At 33.3% G+C, this 21,571-nt stretch carries 15 protein-coding genes; 9 read left to right on the forward strand and 6 right to left on the reverse strand.

The genetic code is table 11. The features are described from left to right. Nucleotides 1-29: 29 nt before the first annotated feature. Both pnp and AAGD29_RS09925 read left to right on the forward strand, forming a co-directional pair. Nucleotides 30-2,279: a polyribonucleotide nucleotidyltransferase gene (gene pnp / locus AAGD29_RS09920; RefSeq protein WP_341758005.1), complete on the forward strand. Its 2,250-nt coding sequence runs from the start codon at nucleotides 30-32 to the stop codon at nucleotides 2,277-2,279. A gap of 464 nt (nucleotides 2,280-2,743) precedes the next feature. Beyond that, nucleotides 2,744-3,544, forward strand: coding sequence for an N-acetylmuramoyl-L-alanine amidase (locus AAGD29_RS09925; RefSeq protein WP_341758006.1), 801 nt, complete (start codon nucleotides 2,744-2,746; stop codon nucleotides 3,542-3,544). A gap of 337 nt (nucleotides 3,545-3,881) precedes the next feature. Here the strand turns inward: AAGD29_RS09925 and AAGD29_RS09930 are convergent, their stop codons facing one another. After that, a complete protein-coding gene (locus AAGD29_RS09930) occupies nucleotides 3,882-4,625 on the reverse strand; it encodes a lysophospholipid acyltransferase family protein (protein ID WP_341758007.1) in 744 nt (247 codons plus the stop codon). 90 nt (nucleotides 4,626-4,715) lie between these two features. Between AAGD29_RS09930 and trpS the strand changes: the two genes are divergently transcribed. Both trpS and AAGD29_RS09940 read left to right on the forward strand, forming a co-directional pair. Next, a complete protein-coding gene (gene trpS / locus AAGD29_RS09935) occupies nucleotides 4,716-5,708 on the forward strand; it encodes a tryptophan--tRNA ligase (protein ID WP_341758008.1) in 993 nt (330 codons plus the stop codon). Between the two features lie 701 nt (nucleotides 5,709-6,409). After that, a complete protein-coding gene (locus tag AAGD29_RS09940; protein WP_341757706.1) occupies nucleotides 6,410-7,345 on the forward strand; it encodes an IS110 family transposase in 936 nt (311 codons plus the stop codon). A 132-nt stretch (nucleotides 7,346-7,477) separates the two neighbouring features. On the opposite strand, the gene lpdA is transcribed toward AAGD29_RS09940, so the two are convergent. The 5 genes from lpdA to AAGD29_RS09965 form a co-directional block, all read right to left on the reverse strand. Then, nucleotides 7,478-8,875, reverse strand: coding sequence for a dihydrolipoyl dehydrogenase (lpdA, locus tag AAGD29_RS09945; protein WP_341758009.1), 1,398 nt, complete (start codon nucleotides 8,873-8,875; stop codon nucleotides 7,478-7,480). Nucleotides 8,876-9,026: 151 nt separating this feature from the next. Continuing rightward, nucleotides 9,027-9,269: an AbrB/MazE/SpoVT family DNA-binding domain-containing protein gene (locus AAGD29_RS09950; protein WP_341758010.1), complete on the reverse strand. Its 243-nt coding sequence runs from the start codon at nucleotides 9,267-9,269 to the stop codon at nucleotides 9,027-9,029. Nucleotides 9,270-9,334: 65 nt separating this feature from the next. Next, the gene (locus AAGD29_RS09955) at nucleotides 9,335-10,078 is read right to left on the reverse strand and encodes a methyltransferase domain-containing protein (RefSeq protein ID WP_410521214.1); all 744 of its coding nucleotides are present in this window, start codon (nucleotides 10,076-10,078) and stop codon (nucleotides 9,335-9,337) included. Between the two features lie 62 nt (nucleotides 10,079-10,140). Continuing rightward, nucleotides 10,141-10,851 (reverse strand): lytic transglycosylase domain-containing protein, encoded by a 711-nt coding sequence (locus AAGD29_RS09960; protein ID WP_341758011.1) that lies wholly within the window; start codon nucleotides 10,849-10,851, stop codon nucleotides 10,141-10,143. Between the two features lie 468 nt (nucleotides 10,852-11,319). After that, the gene (locus AAGD29_RS09965) at nucleotides 11,320-12,255 is read right to left on the reverse strand and encodes an IS110 family transposase (RefSeq protein ID WP_341757706.1); all 936 of its coding nucleotides are present in this window, start codon (nucleotides 12,253-12,255) and stop codon (nucleotides 11,320-11,322) included. 396 nt (nucleotides 12,256-12,651) lie between these two features. On the opposite strand from AAGD29_RS09965, the gene AAGD29_RS09970 reads away from it, so the two are divergent. The 5 genes from AAGD29_RS09970 to ligA all read left to right on the forward strand — a co-directional run bounded on the left by AAGD29_RS09970 (nucleotide 12,652) and on the right by ligA (nucleotide 21,506). Then, on the forward strand, nucleotides 12,652-14,154 hold the full coding sequence (locus AAGD29_RS09970) for an Npt1/Npt2 family nucleotide transporter (RefSeq protein WP_341758012.1): 1,503 nt from the start codon (nucleotides 12,652-12,654) through the stop codon (nucleotides 14,152-14,154). 442 nt (nucleotides 14,155-14,596) lie between these two features. Next, nucleotides 14,597-16,264 carry a hypothetical protein gene (locus tag AAGD29_RS09975; protein ID WP_341758013.1) on the forward strand — a complete coding sequence of 556 codons (1,668 nt, stop codon included), beginning with the start codon at nucleotides 14,597-14,599 and terminating at the stop codon, nucleotides 16,262-16,264. Nucleotides 16,265-16,336: 72 nt separating this feature from the next. Continuing rightward, entirely contained in the window at nucleotides 16,337-17,320 is a 984-nt protein-coding gene (locus tag AAGD29_RS09980) for a polyprenyl synthetase family protein (RefSeq protein WP_341758014.1), read from the forward strand. A gap of 908 nt (nucleotides 17,321-18,228) precedes the next feature. Beyond that, nucleotides 18,229-19,164 carry an IS110 family transposase gene (locus tag AAGD29_RS09985; protein WP_341758015.1) on the forward strand — a complete coding sequence of 312 codons (936 nt, stop codon included), beginning with the start codon at nucleotides 18,229-18,231 and terminating at the stop codon, nucleotides 19,162-19,164. Between the two features lie 251 nt (nucleotides 19,165-19,415). Further along, entirely contained in the window at nucleotides 19,416-21,506 is a 2,091-nt protein-coding gene (gene ligA / locus AAGD29_RS09990) for an NAD-dependent DNA ligase LigA (RefSeq protein WP_341758016.1), read from the forward strand. Nucleotides 21,507-21,571 lie beyond the last annotated feature (65 nt).

Raw genomic sequence — 21,571 nt, forward strand, 5'->3', positions numbered from 1 at the left:
GTTTTTTGTTCATAAAATAAGGAATAAGAATGTTTGAAGAAATAACTAAAACGATAGAATTAGGTGGGAAACTACTAGAATTAACTACTGGTAAAATTGCTCGTCAAGCTGATGGAGCAGTTATGGTAAAAATGGGAGGAAGTGTCTTATTATGTACTGCCGTGAGTAGTAAAGAAGCAAAAGAAGGGATAGGATTCTTTCCTCTTACTGTACACTACAAAGAAATGGCATTTGCTGCTGGTAAAATACCTGGAGGATTTTTTAAAAGAGAAGGTAAAGGGTCAGAAAAAGAAGTATTAGTCTCACGCTTGATCGACAGACCGATTAGACCATTATTCCACCCAGCCTTTCTTAATGAAACGCAAGTAATCTGTACTGTTCTTTCATACGATCCTGAATGTAATACAGATATATTAGCAATTATTGGAGCATCGGCTGCATTGGCTTTGTCTAGTGCACCCTATCAAGATATAGTAGCAGCTAGCAGAGTTGGCTTGATAAATGATCAATTTATATTAAACCCTTCATTTAGCCAGTTAAAAACTAGTAAGCTAGACTTAGTAGTGGCAGGAACTAAGACGTCAGTTATGATGGTTGAGTCTGAAGCTGATCTATTGTCCGAAGAAAAAATGTTGGAAGCTATTGAGTTTGGTCACAAGGCATTACAGCCTGTAATTGAATTGATTAATGACTTAGTAAAAAGTGCTGGAAAACCTAAATTACAGCTTACCGATTTATTCCCTACTAGCTTAAAGGAACAAATTAGAAGCATCGCATCAGAAGATATTCAGCATGCTTTTTCTATCAAATTAAAACAAGAAAGAGTCTTAGCGGTAAAACATGTTTCTGATATAATTAAGCGACATTTTGCCGAAGATATTGCTAATAATAATCTTACTAATGCTCAGATTGAGTTCGCTCTTAAAGAAGTAGAATCAGAAATATTACGGCAAAACGTATTAAAGAACAATATTCGTATCGATGGTAGAAAACCGGAAAATATAAGAAACATAGCTTGTGAAGTGGCTTTATTGCCAAAAACACATGGCTCAAGCTTGTTTACTAGAGGAGAAACACAAAGTTTAGTAGTTACAACACTAGGTACTGGTCAAGATGAACAAATTGTTGATAGTTTAGACGGGGAATATAAAGAGCGTTTTATGCTTAACTATATTTTTCCTCCTTATTCAGTAGGCGAAGCAACCCCAGTAAGAGCTCCTGGTCGTAGAGAAATAGGGCATAGTAAACTAGCATGGAGAGCCATTAACCGCATACTGCCAACTAAAGAACAATTCCCTTATTCTATTAGAGTAGTGTCAGAAATTACCTCCTGTAATGGCTCGTCATCTATGGCTACTATTTGTGGTAGTTCAATGGCTCTGATGGATGCTGGAGTACCCATCACAACTCCTATAGCAGGTATTGCTATGGGTTTGATAAAAGAAGGTGATAAGTTTGTAGTGTTATCCGATATTATGGGGGATGAAGATAATCTTGGAGATATGGATTTTAAAGTAGCTGGTGGTACGGAAGGCATAACCGCACTACAAATGGATATAAAAATATCTGGAGTAACGTTTGAAATAATGAAACATGCTTTAGTTCAAGCAAAGCTTGGTCTTGTTCATATTTTACAAGAAATGGATAAGACTATTAATAAAACCAATAACCATATTAGCCAGTATGCACCTTGTATTCAAAGTTTTAAAATTGATAAAGATAAAATTAGAGACATCATAGGACCGGGTGGCAAAGTAATACGCGAAATTTGTGATATGACATCGGCTAAAATTGACATAAGCGACGATGGCAATGTAACTGTTTCGGCTATAGGCAAAGAGAAGCTAGATATGGCTATCGAGAAAATTAAGTCAATTGCTTTTGATCCTGAAATTGGTGGCATATTCAATGGAACTGTTGTTAAAATATTAGACTCTGGAGCGTTTATCAATTATTTAGGTAATCGTGATGGATTCATACATATTAGTGAGATTTCAAAAGAACGTATTGAATCTGTATCTAGTGTTTTAAAACATGGAGATATAGTAAAAGTTAAACTTATTGGTTTTGACAATAAGGGCAAAGCAAAATTAACCATAAAAAATATCGATGCTGAAGTTACTCAGGACGTTACAAATAATCAAAAGTCTGAGTCTTATAAAGATAACAGCGATAATAATGGTAATAAACGCGAATCTGCAAAAAAATGGCAAAATAACAAACCATCCTCCTCTAATGAAGATGAAGTTGTAACTAAGGAGCGTAAGTATTTTAATTAATGTATTTTAACTAATTGTGTTGACTTAATAAAAAGACAATGTCAAAATGAAGGTTCTAAGTTTTTATATCGTAGTTTCTAGATATAAAAACCTAGCTAACCTGAGCTTGATGTAAGACATTGGTTTAATAGCCTAGGATGTCATCCCTGTTCCTTCGGATGTCACCCCTGCCTACGCAGGGGGCTAAAAAATAGCATAGAAGGTATGTTATATAGTCTTAGATCCCAGCTTTCGCTGGGATGACATATACGATGAAATGATGTCATTCCTGCTTCAGTGCGGAATCTAAAAAAATAGACAGGAAGGGTGCTTTAGATATTCTATATCCCAGCCTTCGCTGGGATGACATAATGGTGAGTAGGGGTGACATCACCTCTAATGGCGATGATTACTTGAGCCTACTATTAATTTATTACATCAATATTTGAGGTTAATTAAGTTAAAATTATTTAATGGAGGTCGTAATGAGTAAAAATAAGGGTGTTAGCACTACTAATGATAGTAAATTTTTTGCACCTAGAGAATCGGGAGTAGAACCAAGTTGCGTGGTACTAACCTATTCTGTTGGTAATACATTAAATTCTGCAATAGACACTTTGCAATATAATGGAACAAGCGTACATTACATAATAGATAAAGAACCAAACAACAAAAAAGAACAGCAATACCAATACCATAATGACTTAGAATCAAAAGCCTTTTATGCCGGTAAGAGTAGTTGGAAAGGGCAAGAAAAGGTTAATGACTTTGGTATAGGCATCATGTTTATTAATGATGCAAAAAGTGCTTTTACAGAATCTCAAATAAATAAAGTAATAAAATTACTTGAAGATATTACAGTTAGATATCCAAACTTGAATCTTAAGGAGAATCTTGTAGGGCTTGGTGAAGTTGCTGAAAGGCATGTAGCACCCGGAAAATTTTTCCCTTGGAAGCAACTTGCAGATGCTGGTTTTGGTAAATTTATACCTACTACGAAAGAACAAGCAGAACAGATATTAATACGAAAAGATGATGAAGGTCAAAAAGTCTCTCATGTTCAAACACAGTTAAAAGACCATGGTTATGGTATTGAAGCTGATGGAAAATGTGGTGACAAAACCACAACTTGGTTTGAAAAATTTAATGCACGTTATGTTCCAGAACAATCCCCTCCAAATGAATGGAGTGAGGCGAGTCAATTTGTTTTAGATGGACTTCACCCTAATCATGTAACTTTAACAGGTGCTGTTGAGTTAGCAGGTGGCCTTGAACATGCAGCTTAATCAGAATTGCTGTAATAAAAGCTGTTTAGAGGGGTGATGTCATTCTACGCTAGCAATGTCTTTGCGGGGAGGCATTGCCCGCGTTGGATCACTAGTATGTCATTCCCGCGTAGGCGGGAATCCAAAAAATAACCTGCAAAGGCTATTAGATATTATAGATTCCCGCCTACGCGGGAATGACATACTAGTGATCCACGCGGGAATGACATCTTCTCGACTTCTTTTCATGACTTTTAAACTGCCATGAATTATATAATTCAATAAAAACTTGATTATCGGAGTATCAAGGACTAGCGTACTTTCGCTCGTCCCTCATTTTCAAATCCAATTCTTTAAATCATTTGAGTATACCAGCTTGTTCAAATAATATTTGCTTTTCGGTATTGATTACCTGTTCTATCTTGCTTGTCAATTCTCGAACATCATATTGCTCTATTTCCTCTACAGGAATAACATTAATAATCTTTACTTGGATTACCCCTGGTTTCTTAATCCAAAAACCCTTTGGCCAGTATACCCCTGCGTTGTGAGCCATCATTACGATCGGTACTTTTGCTAGTGATGCTAATTTTACTGCACTAGGTTTAAATTTGGCATTTTGTTCTGGTCTAAATCTAGTAGATTCAGGAAAAATAACCAACCATAAACCATCTTTTATCTTTTCCTGTCCTTCTCTTAAAATTTGACTAACCGAGATATTAACATTACGGTCTACGGCAATTGGCTTAACCATTTGCAGACCCCAACCGAATAAGGGGATATTAAATAACTCTTTTTTTAATACCCAAGAATGTTCAGGTATAATTAATTGTATAAATACTTGTTCCCAACATGATTGGTGATTAGACAATACTAAAGAAGGAACTAGAGGTAATTTGTCTAGACCAGAAACTTGGTATTTTAAACCACAAAAGATTCTAGCCAACCAAATAAATACATAGGAAAAAATAACTCCAATCCTGTAACGTATATAATAGTTGACATTAAAAAATGTTACGGGTATGTAACATATAAGGAAGAATGTAATGGTAAATATAGCAAGTAATGCATAAAATGTTAATACTCTTAAACGCCAAAACATAGTTGGTTAACTCACTTGTTAATAATGAACAGATATATAATAGCACATAAGGTTACTTCTATCCATAGTATAATTATTCGGGGAAATTAAATGAAAAAAACAGCTCTATCTGGAGTGCAAGTGACCGGGGCTTTGCATTTAGGAAACTATCTTGGTTCAATATCTAATTGGCTTAAGATTCAAGATGAGTATAATTGCTTATTCTTTTTAGCTGATTTGCATTCTATTACTATAGATCGCTTACCTCTTGAGCTAAACTCCTCCATATTGCAAACTGTTGCTATATATATAGCAACAGGGCTTGTGCCAGAGAAAACTACCATATTTGCACAAAGTATGGTGAAAGAACATACGGAACTTGCTTGGATATTAAATTGTGTTACCCCACTTGGTTGGCTTAAACGTATGACTCAATTTAAAGACAAAGCTGGAAAAGACCAAGAAAGTGCTGGTTTAGGGTTATTGTCTTATCCAGTATTAATGGCGGCTGATATATTATTATATAATGCTGATATAGTACCTGTTGGCGATGATCAAAAACAGCATTTAGAACTTACCAGAGATATTGCGGCTATTGTCAATAGAAAATTTAATCAAGAAGTTCTAAAATTACCTGAGCCATTAATTCAAGGATCAGGAGCAAGAATAATGAGTTTAAAAGATGGTCGTAGAAAAATGAGTAAATCTGATCCATCTGATTTATCTCGTATTAATTTAAATGATAGCCGGGATCAAATTTACCAAAAAATTAAAAAAGCTAAAACAGATCATTTAGCTGAAATCAGTTATGATCGTCAAAATAGGCCGGAAATCAGCAATTTAATTGACATTTACTGCAATTTATCTAGTACTAATATTGAAAAAATAGTTGATCAATACCGAAATAGTGGTTTTGCCAAATTTAAGGATGATCTAGCTGAAATTATCATCACAACTTTAACTCCCATTAATACTCAATATATAGAGCTAATGAAAAACCAAGATTATCTAGTAACTACACTACATGAAGGAGCAGATAAAGCTAGAATTACTGCTGCTAAAACTCTTACTGAAATCAAAAAATTATTTGGTTTTGTTGTGTAAAAAACCAATTTACGCGAATTCGGGATAACAAGTTATCCCAAATTCGGCTGTATATATAGAAACAATCAGGTTTGAAGCGGCTGCCCACCTGATTGTTAAAATATCATTTGCGTTCAATAGATGATTTTAATTATTAAAATCATCTATTGAACGGTAAAAAAGTTAAAATGTACTCGCAGAACCGCTTCAAGAGTACATTTTTCTTTATATCACAGCTAATTCGGGATAAGAATTATAATTCTTATCCCGAATTAGGGTATTAAGTAGCCACTATGTCAATCCCTACCTCTCCTTTTATGCCCCATTGCGTAGGCAGGGGGGCATAAAAGGCGTAAGGGTGATATCTTTTTTACCATGTAATACCATTTCCCATTATTAACTACGCTATTTAGCACTACAGTTGTAGTACTAATGTCAAAACGATGTCATCCCAGCGAAAGCTGGGATCTAATAATGTTTAATAGTCTTTTAGGCTATTTTTTTAGATTGTATCTTGAATATTAGCTCAATATGGAGTTAATATGGTCGGAAGGAGTGACGCCGTTTAATTTAGATTGGTCTTTAAAGACCGAGGGAATCTTGGTGCACTCCTTCCTTGAATCGCAAAGTATAATACGAACGGTAGGATGATCCTTTAGAGATCGAATTTACAATCATGTATCAAAACTTTGCAAAACAACCACTAATTATAGGTAAAGCAAATGACTGAAAAAAGCAAGATATTTATGGGAATAGATGTTTCAAAAAATACGCTTGATATATCTATGAACAATATTCATTGTAAGATTAAAAATACAGATAAAGCTATTTCTGATTTTATAAAATCAGAAATAGCTTCTCGAAATATTGTGCTTACTGTTTTGGAATCTACTGGCGGTTATGAACGTTTGGTTATGAGGATGTTGCAACAAGCCGGGCTTGCTGTGCATAGAGCTCATCCTAATAGAGTTCACGCTTTTGCTAAGGTCTGTAACCATTTTGCTAAAACTGATAAATTGGATGCGTTATTACTTGAGAAATATGCAGCTTTTATTGCTAATGATGAGAAAGGAGACCAAATAATTTCTGTTATACAAGAAGAATTACAATCTCTAAGGAGCATAGAACGTAATATAGAAGAAGATATACATGCTAATCAATGCAGAACAAAAGTTGCATCCGAGAAGGCTAAGAAATATCTCGAAAAAATGATAAAGTGTGGCAAAAAACAGCTTGAGGAAATTAGAAAAGATATAAAGGCTGCTATAAAGGAAGATAAGAGTTTAAAGGCAAAAAATGATTTACTCATAAGCTATAAAGGTATAGGTGAAAAAACAGCTAGTGTTTTGCTAATAGAACTGCCAGAGCTTGGTGTGCTGAGCAATAAGGAAATTGCAAGCTTAGTTGGACTCGCCCCAAAAACAAGCCAAAGCGGTCAAAAAACTAATGGGGCTCATATTAGAGGGGGCAGGTTTTTTGTTCGAAAAAGCTTGTATATGGCTGCTTTAGTAGCGATGCGTCATAATGACAAAATGAAGGCATTATATGAACGTATGACTAATGCTGGTAAAAAAGCAAAGGTCGCTTTAGTAACCGTTATGCGTAAAATAATTATTTGTTTAAATTCTATGGTAAAAAATAATAAAATTTATGAATAATAATCTACTTTTTTTCTTGACTAGCAAGACGGTAGATTCCTGACCGAAGCGGGAATGACAGCTTTGGGTAGTAACTACAACTGTAGTATTATCGTAGTTAATAATGGGAAATGGTATAAGCACAGTAAAATCCTAAAAATTAATAGCCCTCTTATCTACAGCTAGAGCCGCCTCTTTTATAGCTTCACTTAGGGTAGGGTGGGCATGGCAAGTTCTTGCTATATCTTCTGAAGAAGCACCAAATTCCATAAATGCTACAAGTTCTGCAATCATAGTTCCAGCACAAGGTCCTATTATATGTGCTCCAAGTACTTTATCAGTTATGCTATCAGCTAATATCTTCACCATCCCATCAGTAGAACCTGTGCTTCTCGCCCGACTATTTGCCAAAAATGGAAATTTACCAACTTTGTAATCAATCTTGGCTTCTTTTAATTGTTCTTCAGTTAAACCAACACTCGCTACTTCTGGCCAAGTATAAATTACACTTGGAATAAGATTATAATTAACATGACCAGCTAGACCCGCCATAATTTCGACGGCAGCAACAGCTTCTTCTTCTGCTTTATGAGCAAGCATAGGTCCTGCAATTACATCACCAACGGCATAAATATTAGGGATTATTGTTTGGAATTGGCTATTCACCGTAATTCTGTTTTGTTTGTCTGTTTGAATTGCTAATTTATCTAGACCTAAATTTGTTGTATGGGCTTTTCTGCCGACAGCTAATAAAACTATATCAGTAGTAATTTGCTCTACTAAGGAAGCAGATGTTTGTTGTATATTTAAAGTGACTTTTCCTGCTTTTTTTTCAGCAGACAGTACTTTACTATTCAGTCGCAATTCAATGGATTGCTTTTGTAGGATTTTGGTAAATTGATTAATAATTTCTTTATCTAAAGCTGGGACAATGCTATCAGCATATTCAATAACCGTTACTTTAGAACCAAGCCTGTTCCATACCGAACCAAGCTCTAAACCTATATAACCACCGCCAATTACTATCATAGTTTCTGGAACTTTAGGAAGGCTCAAAGCTCCCGTTGATGAAACTATATATTCCTCATCTACAACAATATTGGGTATTTCAATAATATCAGAGCCAGTAGCAATTAAAATATTCTTAGCCGAAATCGATTCAACTGTTTTACCGTTAGTAATTTCTACAAGATTGGTTGAAATAAACTTGGCACTTCCACTAAATTTAGTGATTTTATTTTTTACAAACAAACTTTCTATACCCTTGCATAAGTCTGACACTACTTGACTTTTTTTAGTCATCATTTTTTGTAAATCAAGTTTGGTTGAGGTCATAATACCAATATCAGCACAATGGTTTGATACTTCATTAAATTTTTCAGAAAAATTTAGTAATAGTTTTGAAGGAATACATCCAACATTTAGGCAAGTACCACCAAGCGTTGGCCTTTTTTCTATGCATGCAACTTTCATACCCAGCTGTGCTGCTCTTATTGCCCCTGTATAACCAGCTGGACCACTACCAATTACTATTAAATCAAATTCTTGCATATATTTTTCCTTACTTATAATAATTAATGGCATTATAAACCATAAACATACGAACACTAATAGCTAATTTGAATTTAATTCAATTAATTTTGTGGCTTTGCTACTCTGTACTTCGTCATCTTGAATCAAATAACGAATTAAAACATTAGTATCAATTCCGATCGTATCCACTCTTAATGGCTTCATTCATATCTTCGATACTTAATGGTGTTTTTGGTTTGGGAAGTATTCCTTTTAAATTTTTAACTGGCTTATTAATTGGCACTACTATAAAAGAGCCATCTTGCATAATGAATTCTAATTTACTGTCAGAAGATAAGTGTAGCTTGTTTCTAATGTATGATGGGATAGTAACTTGTCCCTTACTTGTAACTGTTGAGCACTGTGCTTTCATAAGATACCAATATTATAATAATGTAAGGAGAAAGTAAGAGCAAGCTATAAATGCTTATTTTCCTGCTATTTTAAATTATGAGTTGTTTTTATACTATTCTTACTAGGAGAGGCAATGAAGCTAATTATATTAATTTGTTCGGTAAAAGTGTTAGTATCATTGCTTAGAATAGAAAGCATTTGCTTCGATATCATGTTATGAGAGTTTTTTAATAATGCTCCAGATTCTCCAATATTTTTTAATTTTCTAATGAAATCTAAAGGGCTTTTATAGGTCAGCTGAATATTTTCATAATCAACGATAATTTCTGTGAATCCTGCCTGTCCTAGTAAAGGTGTTACGTGGTCAAAATGGATAAAAGGGGAAACATGTTGAAAGTGAGGGCTACTTAATGCTATTTCAGCTTCAATGAATTTCATTCGTAGTTCTTTTAGGCTGTTACCACCGATAAAATTACCAATAAATAGGCCATTTGGTTTTAAAATACGTTTTATCTGTAACAGAAAATTTTGTACATCATTGATCCAGTGTAGACCCAAGGAAAAAGTTATTAGGTCAAAACTAGCTGCCTTAAATGGTAAGTTTTCTTCATCAACTAGTAATTTGGGAGTATGGTCAAACGATTGTAACATAACATTTGATGCACTAGCCGCTACAATTATAGCATAGTTATAATTCTGCACTAATAGTTTAGTTAGTATACCAGTACGACATTCTAAATCTAAAATATCAGGAAATTCTTTATCAATAATATTTAGACGCTCAATAATATCGAATGCTGCATATTTAAGGAACGAACACTCAGCGATATTATCCACCACTTTGTCACGATTAGATTTTAACTTCTCACGATCAAATATAATTGTTACCTCTAGCTAGCTCTTGGTAATACTACCATAATATTACTCTTATATTTCCTAATATTACTTTCAAATGAAGCTCTCTGTTTATTCCTCAAAAGCATGTTTGTTGGTAGAGTAGGTGTATTATTATAATAATTGTACCCACTATACATGTTAATAGAGTTTTTATACAAGTCCATATTGTTAGCAATTTTGATAACATCTTGTTTATATCTAGAGCCAAACTCATGGGTGGCTGAATGGTAATGAGCAATTGCTTTGTGCCAACTACCTAACTGATCATATTTAGCTTTTAGGAATTTAGCACCATAGGCGACGTTTTTCTTAGGATCAAAAGCTTGATTTAAAGAGTTAAATGCATTTAAATGATGTTTTAAATTGATTTGCATACATCCTACATCAATATTTTCTTTGCCTTGAATAATTTGTTTTTTTACAAATGATATTGCCTCTTTTTTAGTATTAAAATAATAGCCTTTACCTTCAACATTGACAGTCCAAGGCCAAACCACTTTAATTTTATATTCAGTATGTTTTTTGCCAGATTCTTTTAAAGCTATCGAGTGTAACGTATTAGGAGGAATCTTGTGTACCTTTTCAAAGTAAGGAAACATCCTTGAACATTTATGTGATTCAGCAATTTCTACGTCTATATTAGCATATGAATATAACGGAAAAAGAAACAATAAATATAGGGCTAATATTGACCTAATGGACATAATATTATCAATTTACTTTAATCTTTTGTAGCATATTAAAAATTTTCCTACAAGGCAAGTTATGTCTCGTTTTTAGCTATATATCCTATAATTTTGTCACATAAATATTTTGTTAATAGAAAAATATGCTTATTTTCATTGACTTTATTGCCATAGAGCTTTAAAAGATTTAGTTCAGCTTCATTACATTATCGATGTTAAATAACCTGAGTTCGATGTAACAAGTTAATACTAGATTCAGTATTATCCTTGTTAAGAGTGATGTCACCCCCGCGAAGGTAGAGGGGTCTAAAAAAATAGCATAGAAGGTATGTTATATAGTTTTGGATCTCAGTTTTTGCTGGGAGGCTTTGCCGCGTGGATCAAAAACGCTAACGTAAGTAATGGTATTTACAGGACTAAAAACGATGTCATTCCCGCTTCGGTCAGGAATCTACCGTCTTGCTAGTCAAGAAAAAAAGTAGATTATTATTCATAAATTTTATTATTTTTTACCATAGAATTTAAACAAATAATTATTTTACGCATAACGGTTACTAAAGCGACCTTTGCTTTTTTACCAGCATTAGTCATACGTTCATATAATGCCTTCATTTTGTCATTATGACGCATCGCTACTAAAGCAGCCATATACAAGCTTTTTCGAACAAAAAACCTGCCCCCTCTAATATGAGCCCCATTAGTTTTTTGACCGCTTTGGCTTGTTTTTGGGGCGAGTCCAACTAAGCTTGCAATTTCCTTATTGCTCAGCACACCAAGCTCTGGCAGTTCTATTAGCAAAACACTAGCTGTTTTTTCACCTATACCTTTATAGCTTATGAGTAAATCATTTTTTGCCTTTAAACTCTTATCTTCCTTTATAGCAGCCTTTATATCTTTTCTAATTTCCTCAAGCTGTTTTTTGCCACACTTTATCATTTTTTCGAGATATTTCTTAGCCTTCTCGGATGCAACTTTTGTTCTGCATTGATTAGCATGTATATCTTCTTCTATATTACGTTCTATGCTCCTTAGAGATTGTAATTCTTCTTGTATAACAGAAATTATTTGGTCTCCTTTCTCATCATTAGCAATAAAAGCTGCATATTTCTCAAGTAATAACGCATCCAATTTATCAGTTTTAGCAAAATGGTTACAGACCTTAGCAAAAGCGTGAACTCTATTAGGATGAGCTCTATGCACAGCAAGCCCGGCTTGTTGCAACATCCTCATAACCAAACGTTCATAACCGCCAGTAGATTCCAAAACAGTAAGCACAATATTTCGAGAAGCTATTTCTGATTTTATAAAATCAGAAATAGCTTTATCTGTATTTTTAATCTTACAATGAATATTGTTCATAGATATATCAAGCGTATTTTTTGAAACATCTATTCCCATAAATATCTTGCTTTTTTCAGTCATTTGCTTTACCTATAATTAGTGGTTGTTTTGCAAAGTTTTGATACATGATTGTAAATTCGATCTCTAAAGGATCATCCTACCGTTCGTATTATACTTTGCGATTCAAGGAAGGAGTGCACCAAGATTCCCTCGGTCTTTAAAGACCAATCTAAATTAAACGGCGTCACTCCTTCCGACCATATTAACTCCATATTGAGCTAATATTCAAGATACAATCTAAAAAAATAGACAGGAAGGGTGCTTTAGACATTTTAGATTCCCGCCTACGCGGGAATGACATACTAGTGATCCACGTTGGCAAAGCTTTCGCTGGGACATCGAGGGAAGTAAACAAGTTACATCGAACTCAGGTTATATTAATAATGTCAATCTTTAGGTAATTTTTTGTATAAAATAATGTTACCATTCAAAAGTATTTTTGCTAAAATTCAGGAAATCATTTGGCCTATAGAAAGAGAGGAATTGAAACTTTTTTTGCCTATGGCATTAATGATGCTGTGTATTCTTTTTAATTTTGGAACACTTAGGTCCGTTAAAGACGGATTAGTTATACCATCAATAGGAGCAGAAGTTATTAGTTTTTTAAAACTTTGGTTTGTTCTTCCTTCCTCTATATTATTTACTATAATATATGTAAAACTTAGTAATCACGTACGTTTTGAATATATTTTTTATATAGTAATTTCGAGTTTTTTGCTTTTTTTCCTGATATTTGCTTATATCATTTACCCTAATCAGGAGTTTTATCATCCAAATGCTGAGCAGGTAGAACATTTAGTATCATTATATCCTAATTTTCGATGGTTTATCAAGATAATGGGTAAGTGGAGTTATGCTCTCATGTATGTTTGTGCAGAATTATGGAGTGCAGTAATTATTAATCTAATGTTTTGGCAATTTGCTAATAATATTTTTGATACCAGTAAAGCGAAACGTTTCTATCCAATTTTAGGAATGGTAGGTAATGTTGGTCTGATTTTAGCTGGCAATGTATTAGTAGCTTTTTCAAATGTACGAGGGGTAGTCGATGCTCAAGTTATAATAAATGAAGATTTACAATATAATTCAGAACTAATGCTACAACCTGTTATTTCTATAATAGTGTTTGTCGGTATAATTTCCATGGTGTTATTTAGGTTAATTAATTATCTTATTTTGAATGACGAGATGCTAAAGGCTGATTTCCAAATAGTTCAAATACAGGCAAAAACTTCCTTATCACTTATGGATAGTATAAGGTTGGTTATTAACTCAAAATATATTGGACGCATTGCTTTATTGATAATTTGTTATGCACTACTAATTAATGTAGTGGAAGGTCCGTGGAAAGCTAAGGTAAGGGAGCTTAATCCCAATACGTTAGATTATATACATTTTATGGGTAGGTTTAATATTTGGATGGGAATTTCCTGCGTTACTTTTATGATAGTTGGTAGTAATGTGATTAGGAAATTTACTTGGTTAATTTCAGCATTATTAACACCCTTAATGTTTTTGATAACTGGCTTAATGTTTTTTATCTTTGTTATTTTCTCAGAATATATAAGTTTTGGTATAAAAGACTTTAATCCAATTTATGCGGCTGTAATTATCGGAGGAGTGCAAAATATTTTAAGTAAATCAACTAAATATTCGTTATTTGATTCAACAAAGGAAATGGCATATATTCCTTTATCATTAGAGCTTCGAACAAAAGGTAAAGCTGCTGTTGAGGTTATTGGTATTAAATTTGGTAAGTCCTTAGGAGCTTTTATCCAGTCTTTTATATTTATTATAGTGCCTACTGCCACATGTGATTCAATAGTAGTTTATTTACTAACAATTTTTATTATTATAGTTATTTTGTGGTTTTGGGATATAGTACAACTAAATCGTGAATATGTGAAGTTATGTAATTAACCTGAACCTGAATTCGATATAACAAGTTAATACTAAGCTTAGTATCATCCCGAATTGGGGTGATGTTACCACAGCTGTCGAAAGTTAGAAGAGGAAGCGGTTTTAGAAGTCATAATGACAGTTTAAAAGTTGTCGGCTTATAACCGCTGTCATTGCGAGAAGGCGTAAGCCGACGAAGCAATCCACTTATGGCTACTTTTTTGGATTACTTCGTCGACCTACGGTCTTCCTCGCAATGACGTTACCCTATTTAAAACCCCTTCCTCTTCTAACTTTCGACAGTTGTGGTGATGTCACCCCTGCGTAGGCAGGGGTCTAAAGAAGTAGCAAGGATTAAGTGTTTAAACATTTTTAGATCCCTGCTTTCGCAGGGATGACATCGAGCGTGCAGAGAATAATAATTATTCTTGCATCGAACTGAGGTAAATTGAGGTTAATGAGCATGCGAAAAAAGTTAATATATATATCAGTTATAATTGCTGTAATCCTATTGATTTATACCATCTCATGGTTGGTAATTATTACTTCTATAGCTAGTAAGATTAATGGGCAATATAGTAACCGTTACATCGCTGCTAATTCGATAGATAGTGAACAAAAATATTTCATTAAATTTAATAAAGTTGCTAGCTATGGTTTTCCGTTTAAAATTGCCTTGCAAGTAATTGGTTGGCATGAAGAGGGAGAGAATAGTATAATTGGATTTAATTCCCCGATTTATATAGGTTATGATTTACTGAAACAGGCTTGCTTTGTTAGTTATTTTGGTAACGCAACAGGTCGCTATAAACCTATTGAGTTGGGATTTGGTACAAAATTCGAAAGTGGTAATTATTCTTTTATAGCAAAAATTCCTTTAAGCTTTAAGTTACTTAAGATTTTTATACAAAAAAAAGATCCGTTTGAAATTATAAATTTTATAAAAAAGTTAGAATTAACATCTGACAAGACAAAAATTTTTGATTTAGTTGACGGGCAGAAACTATACGATGAAGATCATACAATTATTTCATTTTCACTAGAAAGGAATAAATACTATACTGATATAGAAGATTTTAAAAATAATATGCCACAAAAATTAAATATCGCTTATTCAACAAAAATATTAGAGAGTAATATTATAAACAGAAGAGTACCAGCTGGTATTTTATTATATAGATTTGCTTGGCCGATGCCTTTTAGTTTTGAAGGTAAGTTTTATATAAAAACTAATAAATCTTTATATAGTGACTTTGCTAAAGATTTAGAAATAAAAATGATATCAAGCAAGTTTTCAAGTAGTATCCAAGAATCTTTGACTACTTTATTGTATCAAAGTAAAGTGGAAGAAGGTAGTGAGGATAGTCATCTTAAAGTTGAATCAAAAATTGATTTGAAGCCAGGATTTTCCGATAATATATTGAATTCTATACAGTACTTGTTGTCATATGTATCGCTAGTCCCTAATAGTTCATCTTTAATAGAAGAATTACAGTATATTAACAGTAATAAAGATAAATTCAACTTGACTGAGTTAGAGAACCATCAATATATTTTTGATTTAGATATAAATTTTTTTGCTAGAAAAAAAGATATAATGAGGGCTCAAATAAATAATCTTAGTTTGTTTTCTAATAATACCGGATTTCGATTATCAAGCGAATGCAGGCTAGATGCATTTAGAAAATTTGATATTAAGGGGCTTGTTGTCTTCAATAATTATTTAAAGGCAACGGATATTATAACCAATTATTTCTTTAACTTGGGTAGGTTTAAAACATTCTCAGAAGATAGTCGTATTGTATACAAAGAAGGTACGAAGTATTTTTTAAGAACCATATCAGATCATCCTGATTCTAACTCAGGTGACATAAGTTTTGAGTATAAATTAGATTCAAGTAATATAGAAAAAGGCAAAATAGGCTCCGTAGACTTTAATAAATTTTTGCCATTATATTATCTAGCATTATACAAAAAAGCCTCGGAAAAAATACATATTGGTGATAATGTAACAAAAAGGATACAAGAACTAGTACCTGATTTTAATGAGCATCATTCATTGTTAAAACAATTAATGATCCAGCCTTTTTTGGAGGTTGATAGTGATGTTTGGCAGGAAATCATAAAATAACAAAGTCAGTTCGATATAAGAATTAATAATTCTTATATCGAACTGAGGTTAAAATAGCATTAGAGATGTAAATTGGATACTATAAAAATAATACATAAAGATTTAGCAGTAGAACTGTCTAGCTTAAATAAACTTATTATGACCCACTTAGATGCCAAAGAACAACTAGTTGGCGTAATAGGTAAATATTTACTGGAATTTGGTGGCAAGAGAATCCGACCATTACTAACAATTTTAACTAGTAAAATGTTTGGTTATGTCGGTGAAGATAATATAAAACTTGCTGGGGCTGTAGAATTTATTCATGCAGCAACTTTACTTCATGACGATGTAGTAGATGAAAGTACAATGAGAAGATCCAAATCTACTGCTAACGTTGTTTGGGGGAGTAAGGCTAGTATTCTAGTTGGAGATTTTTTATTTAGTCAATCATTTCAGCTAATGGTAGATACCAAATCTGTTAAAGCTATGAAATCTTTATCAAGAGCTTCAGCAATTATATCAGAAGGTGAAGTTTCTCAGCTTGTGAAATTGAATCAGCGGAGAATTATTGACGAAACAGAATATAATGAAATAATTATGGCTAAAACTGCAGAGTTATTTGGAGTATCTTGTGAAGTAGGAGCAATTATTTCTAGTCAATCTAACGAGATATGTGAAAATTTGCAAAATTTTGGTAGATATTTAGGAAATATTTTCCAAATTATTGATGATTTATTTGATTATTTAGGGAATAGTCATGATATTGGCAAGAATATAGGTGATGATTTTTTAGAAGGAAAAATAACTCTACCCCTAATCTTTTTATATAAGAAGCTTGATGATACCGGGCAATTAAAAGTTCAAAAAATGATTAAGGCGGATAATAGATCTGAGAGTGAATTTGAGATAATACGGAGTTTGATGATACAACATGGTATTAAGCAACAAATTATCGACCATCTAGCAAATATTAAGAATGAGGCTAGTAATTTATTAGAGCAAATCCCTATACAGAATATTTATAAAGATCATTTAGCTTCTTTACTAGAATTTACTTTAAATAGGTCTTATTAGGCATACCCTACATTTTTCTATAATCGTCATCGCGAGGCATCTTTAGATGCCGTGGCGATCTAGGTAAACAGCGAAGCTGTTTTTTCTAGTACGCTTCGCGTATCCTAGCACAGCTGTCGAAAGTTAGAAGAGGAAGCGGTTTTAGAAGTCATAATGACAGTTTAAAAGTTGTCGGCTTATAACCGCTGTCATTGCGAGAAGGCGTAAGTCGACGAAGCAATCCACTTATGGTTACTTTTTTGGATTGCTTCGTCGACCTACGGTCTTCCTCGCAATGACGTTACCCTATTTAAAACCCCTTCCTCTTCTAACTTTCGACAGTTGTGCGTATCCTGGATTGCCGCGTCGCCGCTTTCAGCGACTCCTCGCTAATAGACGATCAGCAGCCATTTTAATAGTGGTTATATAAAAAATGTAGGGTATTATGCTTATTAGGTTATACCCCAATTCGGGATAAGAATTAGTTAATTCTTATCCCGAATTGGCTTTAATATAAGGAAAAATGCATTCTTAAAGCGGCTAACGCGAATGCATTTTAAACCTTTCTAAAGCTAAAACTCGATAATCAAGTTTTTATTGAGTTATATGATTCATGGCAGTTTAAAAGTCATGAAAAGAAGTCGAGAAGATGTCATTCTTAGCAACGGCGGGAATCTAAAAAAATAAGCCTGAAAGACTATTAAGTATTATAGATTGTATCTTGAATATTAGCTCAATATGGAGTTAATATGGTCGGAAGGAGTGACGCCGTTTAATTTAGATTGGTCTTTAAAGACCGAGGGAATCTTGGTGCACTCCTTCCTTGAATCGCAAAGTATAATACGAACGGTAGGATGATCCTTTAGAGATCGAATTTACAATCATGTATCAAAACTTTGCAAAACAACCACTAATTATAGGTAAAGCAAATGACTGAAAAAAGCAAGATATTTATGGGAATAGATGTTTCAAAAAATACGCTTGATATATCTATGAACAATATTCATTGTAAGATTAAAAATACAGATAAAGCTATTTCTGATTTTATAAAATCAGAAATAGCTTCTCGAAATATTGTGCTTACTGTTTTGGAATCTACTGGCGGTTATGAACGTTTGGTTATGAGGATGTTGCAACAAGCCGGGCTTGCTGTGCATAGAGCTCATCCTAATAGAGTTCACGCTTTTGCTAAGGTCTGTAACCATTTTGCTAAAACTGATAAATTGGATGCGTTATTACTTGAGAAATATGCAGCTTTTATTGCTAATGATGAGAAAGGAGACCAAATAATTTCTGTTATACAAGAAGAATTACAATCTCTAAGGAGCATAGAACGTAATATAGAAGAAGATATACATGCTAATCAATGCAGAACAAAAGTTGCATCCGAGAAGGCTAAGAAATATCTCGAAAAAATGATAAAGTGTGGCAAAAAACAGCTTGAGGAAATTAGAAAAGATATAAAGGCTGCTATAAAGGAAGATAAGAGTTTAAAGGCAAAAAATGATTTACTCATAAGCTATAAAGGTATAGGTGAAAAAACAGCTAGTGTTTTGCTAATAGAACTGCCAGAGCTTGGTGTGCTGAGCAATAAGGAAATTGCAAGCTTAGTTGGACTCGCCCCAAAAACAAGCCAAAGCGGTCAAAAAACTAATGGGGCTCATATTAGAGGGGGCAGGTTTTTTGTTCGAAAAAGCTTGTATATGGCTGCTTTAGTAGCGATGCGTCATAATGACAAAATGAAGGCATTATATGAACGTATGACTAATACTGGTAAAAAAGCAAAGGTCGCTTTAGTAACCGTTATGCGTAAAATAATTATTTGTTTAAATTCTATGGTAAAAAATAATAAAATTTATGAATAATAATCTACTTTTTTTCTTGACTAGCAAGACGGTAGATTCCTGACCGAAGCGGGAATGACATCGATGGTGGTTGAATTTATATCTATAACAACTATTAATTATGGCTTTTAAATTACCCTGAATTGTATGCCTTAGAAAAAAATTGATTATCGAGTAATAGCCTTTGCAGGTTATTTTTTGGATTCCCGTCGTTGCTGAGAATGACATCGGGCTATTAAATTAAATCTAATCTTCAAACTTTTACGATTAATATGCAAAATATTCCAACCAATATTGAACATCTTTCTGAATTAGAGGTAGAAAACTTACTAAAACAACTGGCAAGTGAGATAGAAAAATATAATAAAGCATATCACCAAGAAGATACTCCTCTGATTTCTGATGCTGAATATGATCAATTATTTAATTTAAATCTTGAACTTGAAAAAAAATTTCCTCATCTTGTGCTGGCAAATAGTCCAACTAAACAAATCGGTAGCCTAGCTGCAGAGAAATTTTCTAAAGTAAAACATATAAATCCAATGTTTTCTCTTAGTAATGCATTTGATAATGAGGATGTATCAGAATTTATAAATAGAATAAAGAATTTCTTACGTCTTGATAGTTTTCAACCTATCTTTTGTGAACCTAAAATAGATGGTCTATCTTTTTCTGCTACCTATAAGAATGGTATACTCACCACTGCTGCGACAAGAGGTGATGGTTTTATTGGAGAAGATATAACTGAAAATATTAAGACTATCAAGTATTTCCCTCATTCAATAGTATCAAGCCCCGAAATTTTGGAAGCACGAGGTGAGGTCTATATTAATAAAAATGATTTCCTATTATTAAATCAAGCACAGGAATTATCTGGGAAAGATAAGTTTGCAAATCCACGTAATGCTGCTGCCGGATCATTAAGGCAGTTAGATCCAAACATTACAGCAAGTAGACCACTACAATATTTTGTTTATGCCGTAGGAAGTAGTAGTAGCAAAATAGCTGATTCTCAAGATGCTTTATTACATAAACTGAAAGATTTAGGATTTATTATTAATAATATAGGAAAATTAGCTTATTCTGAAGATGATCTGAAATCTTTCTATGAATATTTGAATTCATCTAGAGATCAATTGCCTTATGAAATTGATGGCGTTGTGTATAAGTTAAATGATTTTGCTCTGCAACAAAGGATGGGGTTTATTGCAAGAAGTCCAAGATTTGCTATTGCTCATAAATTCCCTGCAATAGTTGGTCAAACTAAACTAATTAATATTACTCTACAAGTAGGTAGGACAGGTGTATTAACGCCTGTTGCTGAGTTAGAGCCGCTTTCTATAGGGGGAGTTAGGGTATCAAGAGCTACATTACATAATTATCAGGAAATCATAAGAAAAGATATAAGGATTAATGATTATGTGTTTTTGCAGAGGGCAGGTGATGTCATACCTCAAATTACTGCCGTAGATTTTACTCGGCGTTCTAGTGAATCACAAAAAATCGATATGCCAAAACTTTGCCCGTCTTGTGGTTCTAATTTACATTATAATCAAGAGACAATAATAATTCGTTGTGATAATGGGTTAAATTGCCCTGCTCAGAATTATGAAAGAATTTGTCATTTTACCTCTAAAAATGCTTTAGATATAGACGGTTTAGGAAAAAAGCAAATAGAGTTTCTACTGAAAGAGTCTTTAATAAAAAATCCAGTGGATATTTTTTATTTGCAAAATAATAATGAAAAAAGCTTAGTCAAGCTTGAAAATATGATAGGATGGGGGCGAAGGTCTGTAGAAAACTTATTCGCAAATATCGACAAAGCCAAAAATGTTTCCTTAAACAGATTCATTTATTCCTTAGGAATTAGGCATATTGGCGAACAAAATGCCAAATTACTTGCTCGAGAATTTCAGAATTATGGTAATTTTATAGAAGCTATGGAATCTTTATTAAAAGGTGATCAGCCTATGTACCAAAGGTTAAATGATCTAGAAGGAATAGGAGATAAGATTTTGGTGGATATTATCGACTTCTTTGATATTAAAGAAAATCTACAAATTATTCATCAGCTAAGTAAAATTTTAGAAATTCAAGACTATAGTGATCAAGCCCTTAAAACCGCATTAACTGGCAAAGTTGTGGTATTTACCGGTTCTCTACTAACTCTTTCAAGAGCAGAAGCAAAATCTCAGGCAGAGAAGTTAGGAGCTAAAGTAAGTAGTAGTGTTTCGTCTGCTACTGCTTTAGTGGTAGCTGGTGCTGATGCCGGTAGTAAACTCAGAAAAGCTAAGGAGCTTGGAATTAAAATTATTGATGAAGATGAGTGGTCAGAGTTATACCAATTCCCAAAACTAAATTAGCACTAGGAGTACGAGTGCATAGTACCCTACATTTTTCTATAATCGTCATCGCGAGGCATCTAAAG

Source organism: Candidatus Tisiphia endosymbiont of Ditula angustiorana (assembly GCF_964026425.1).
Lineage (GTDB): Bacteria > Pseudomonadota > Alphaproteobacteria > Rickettsiales > Rickettsiaceae > Tisiphia.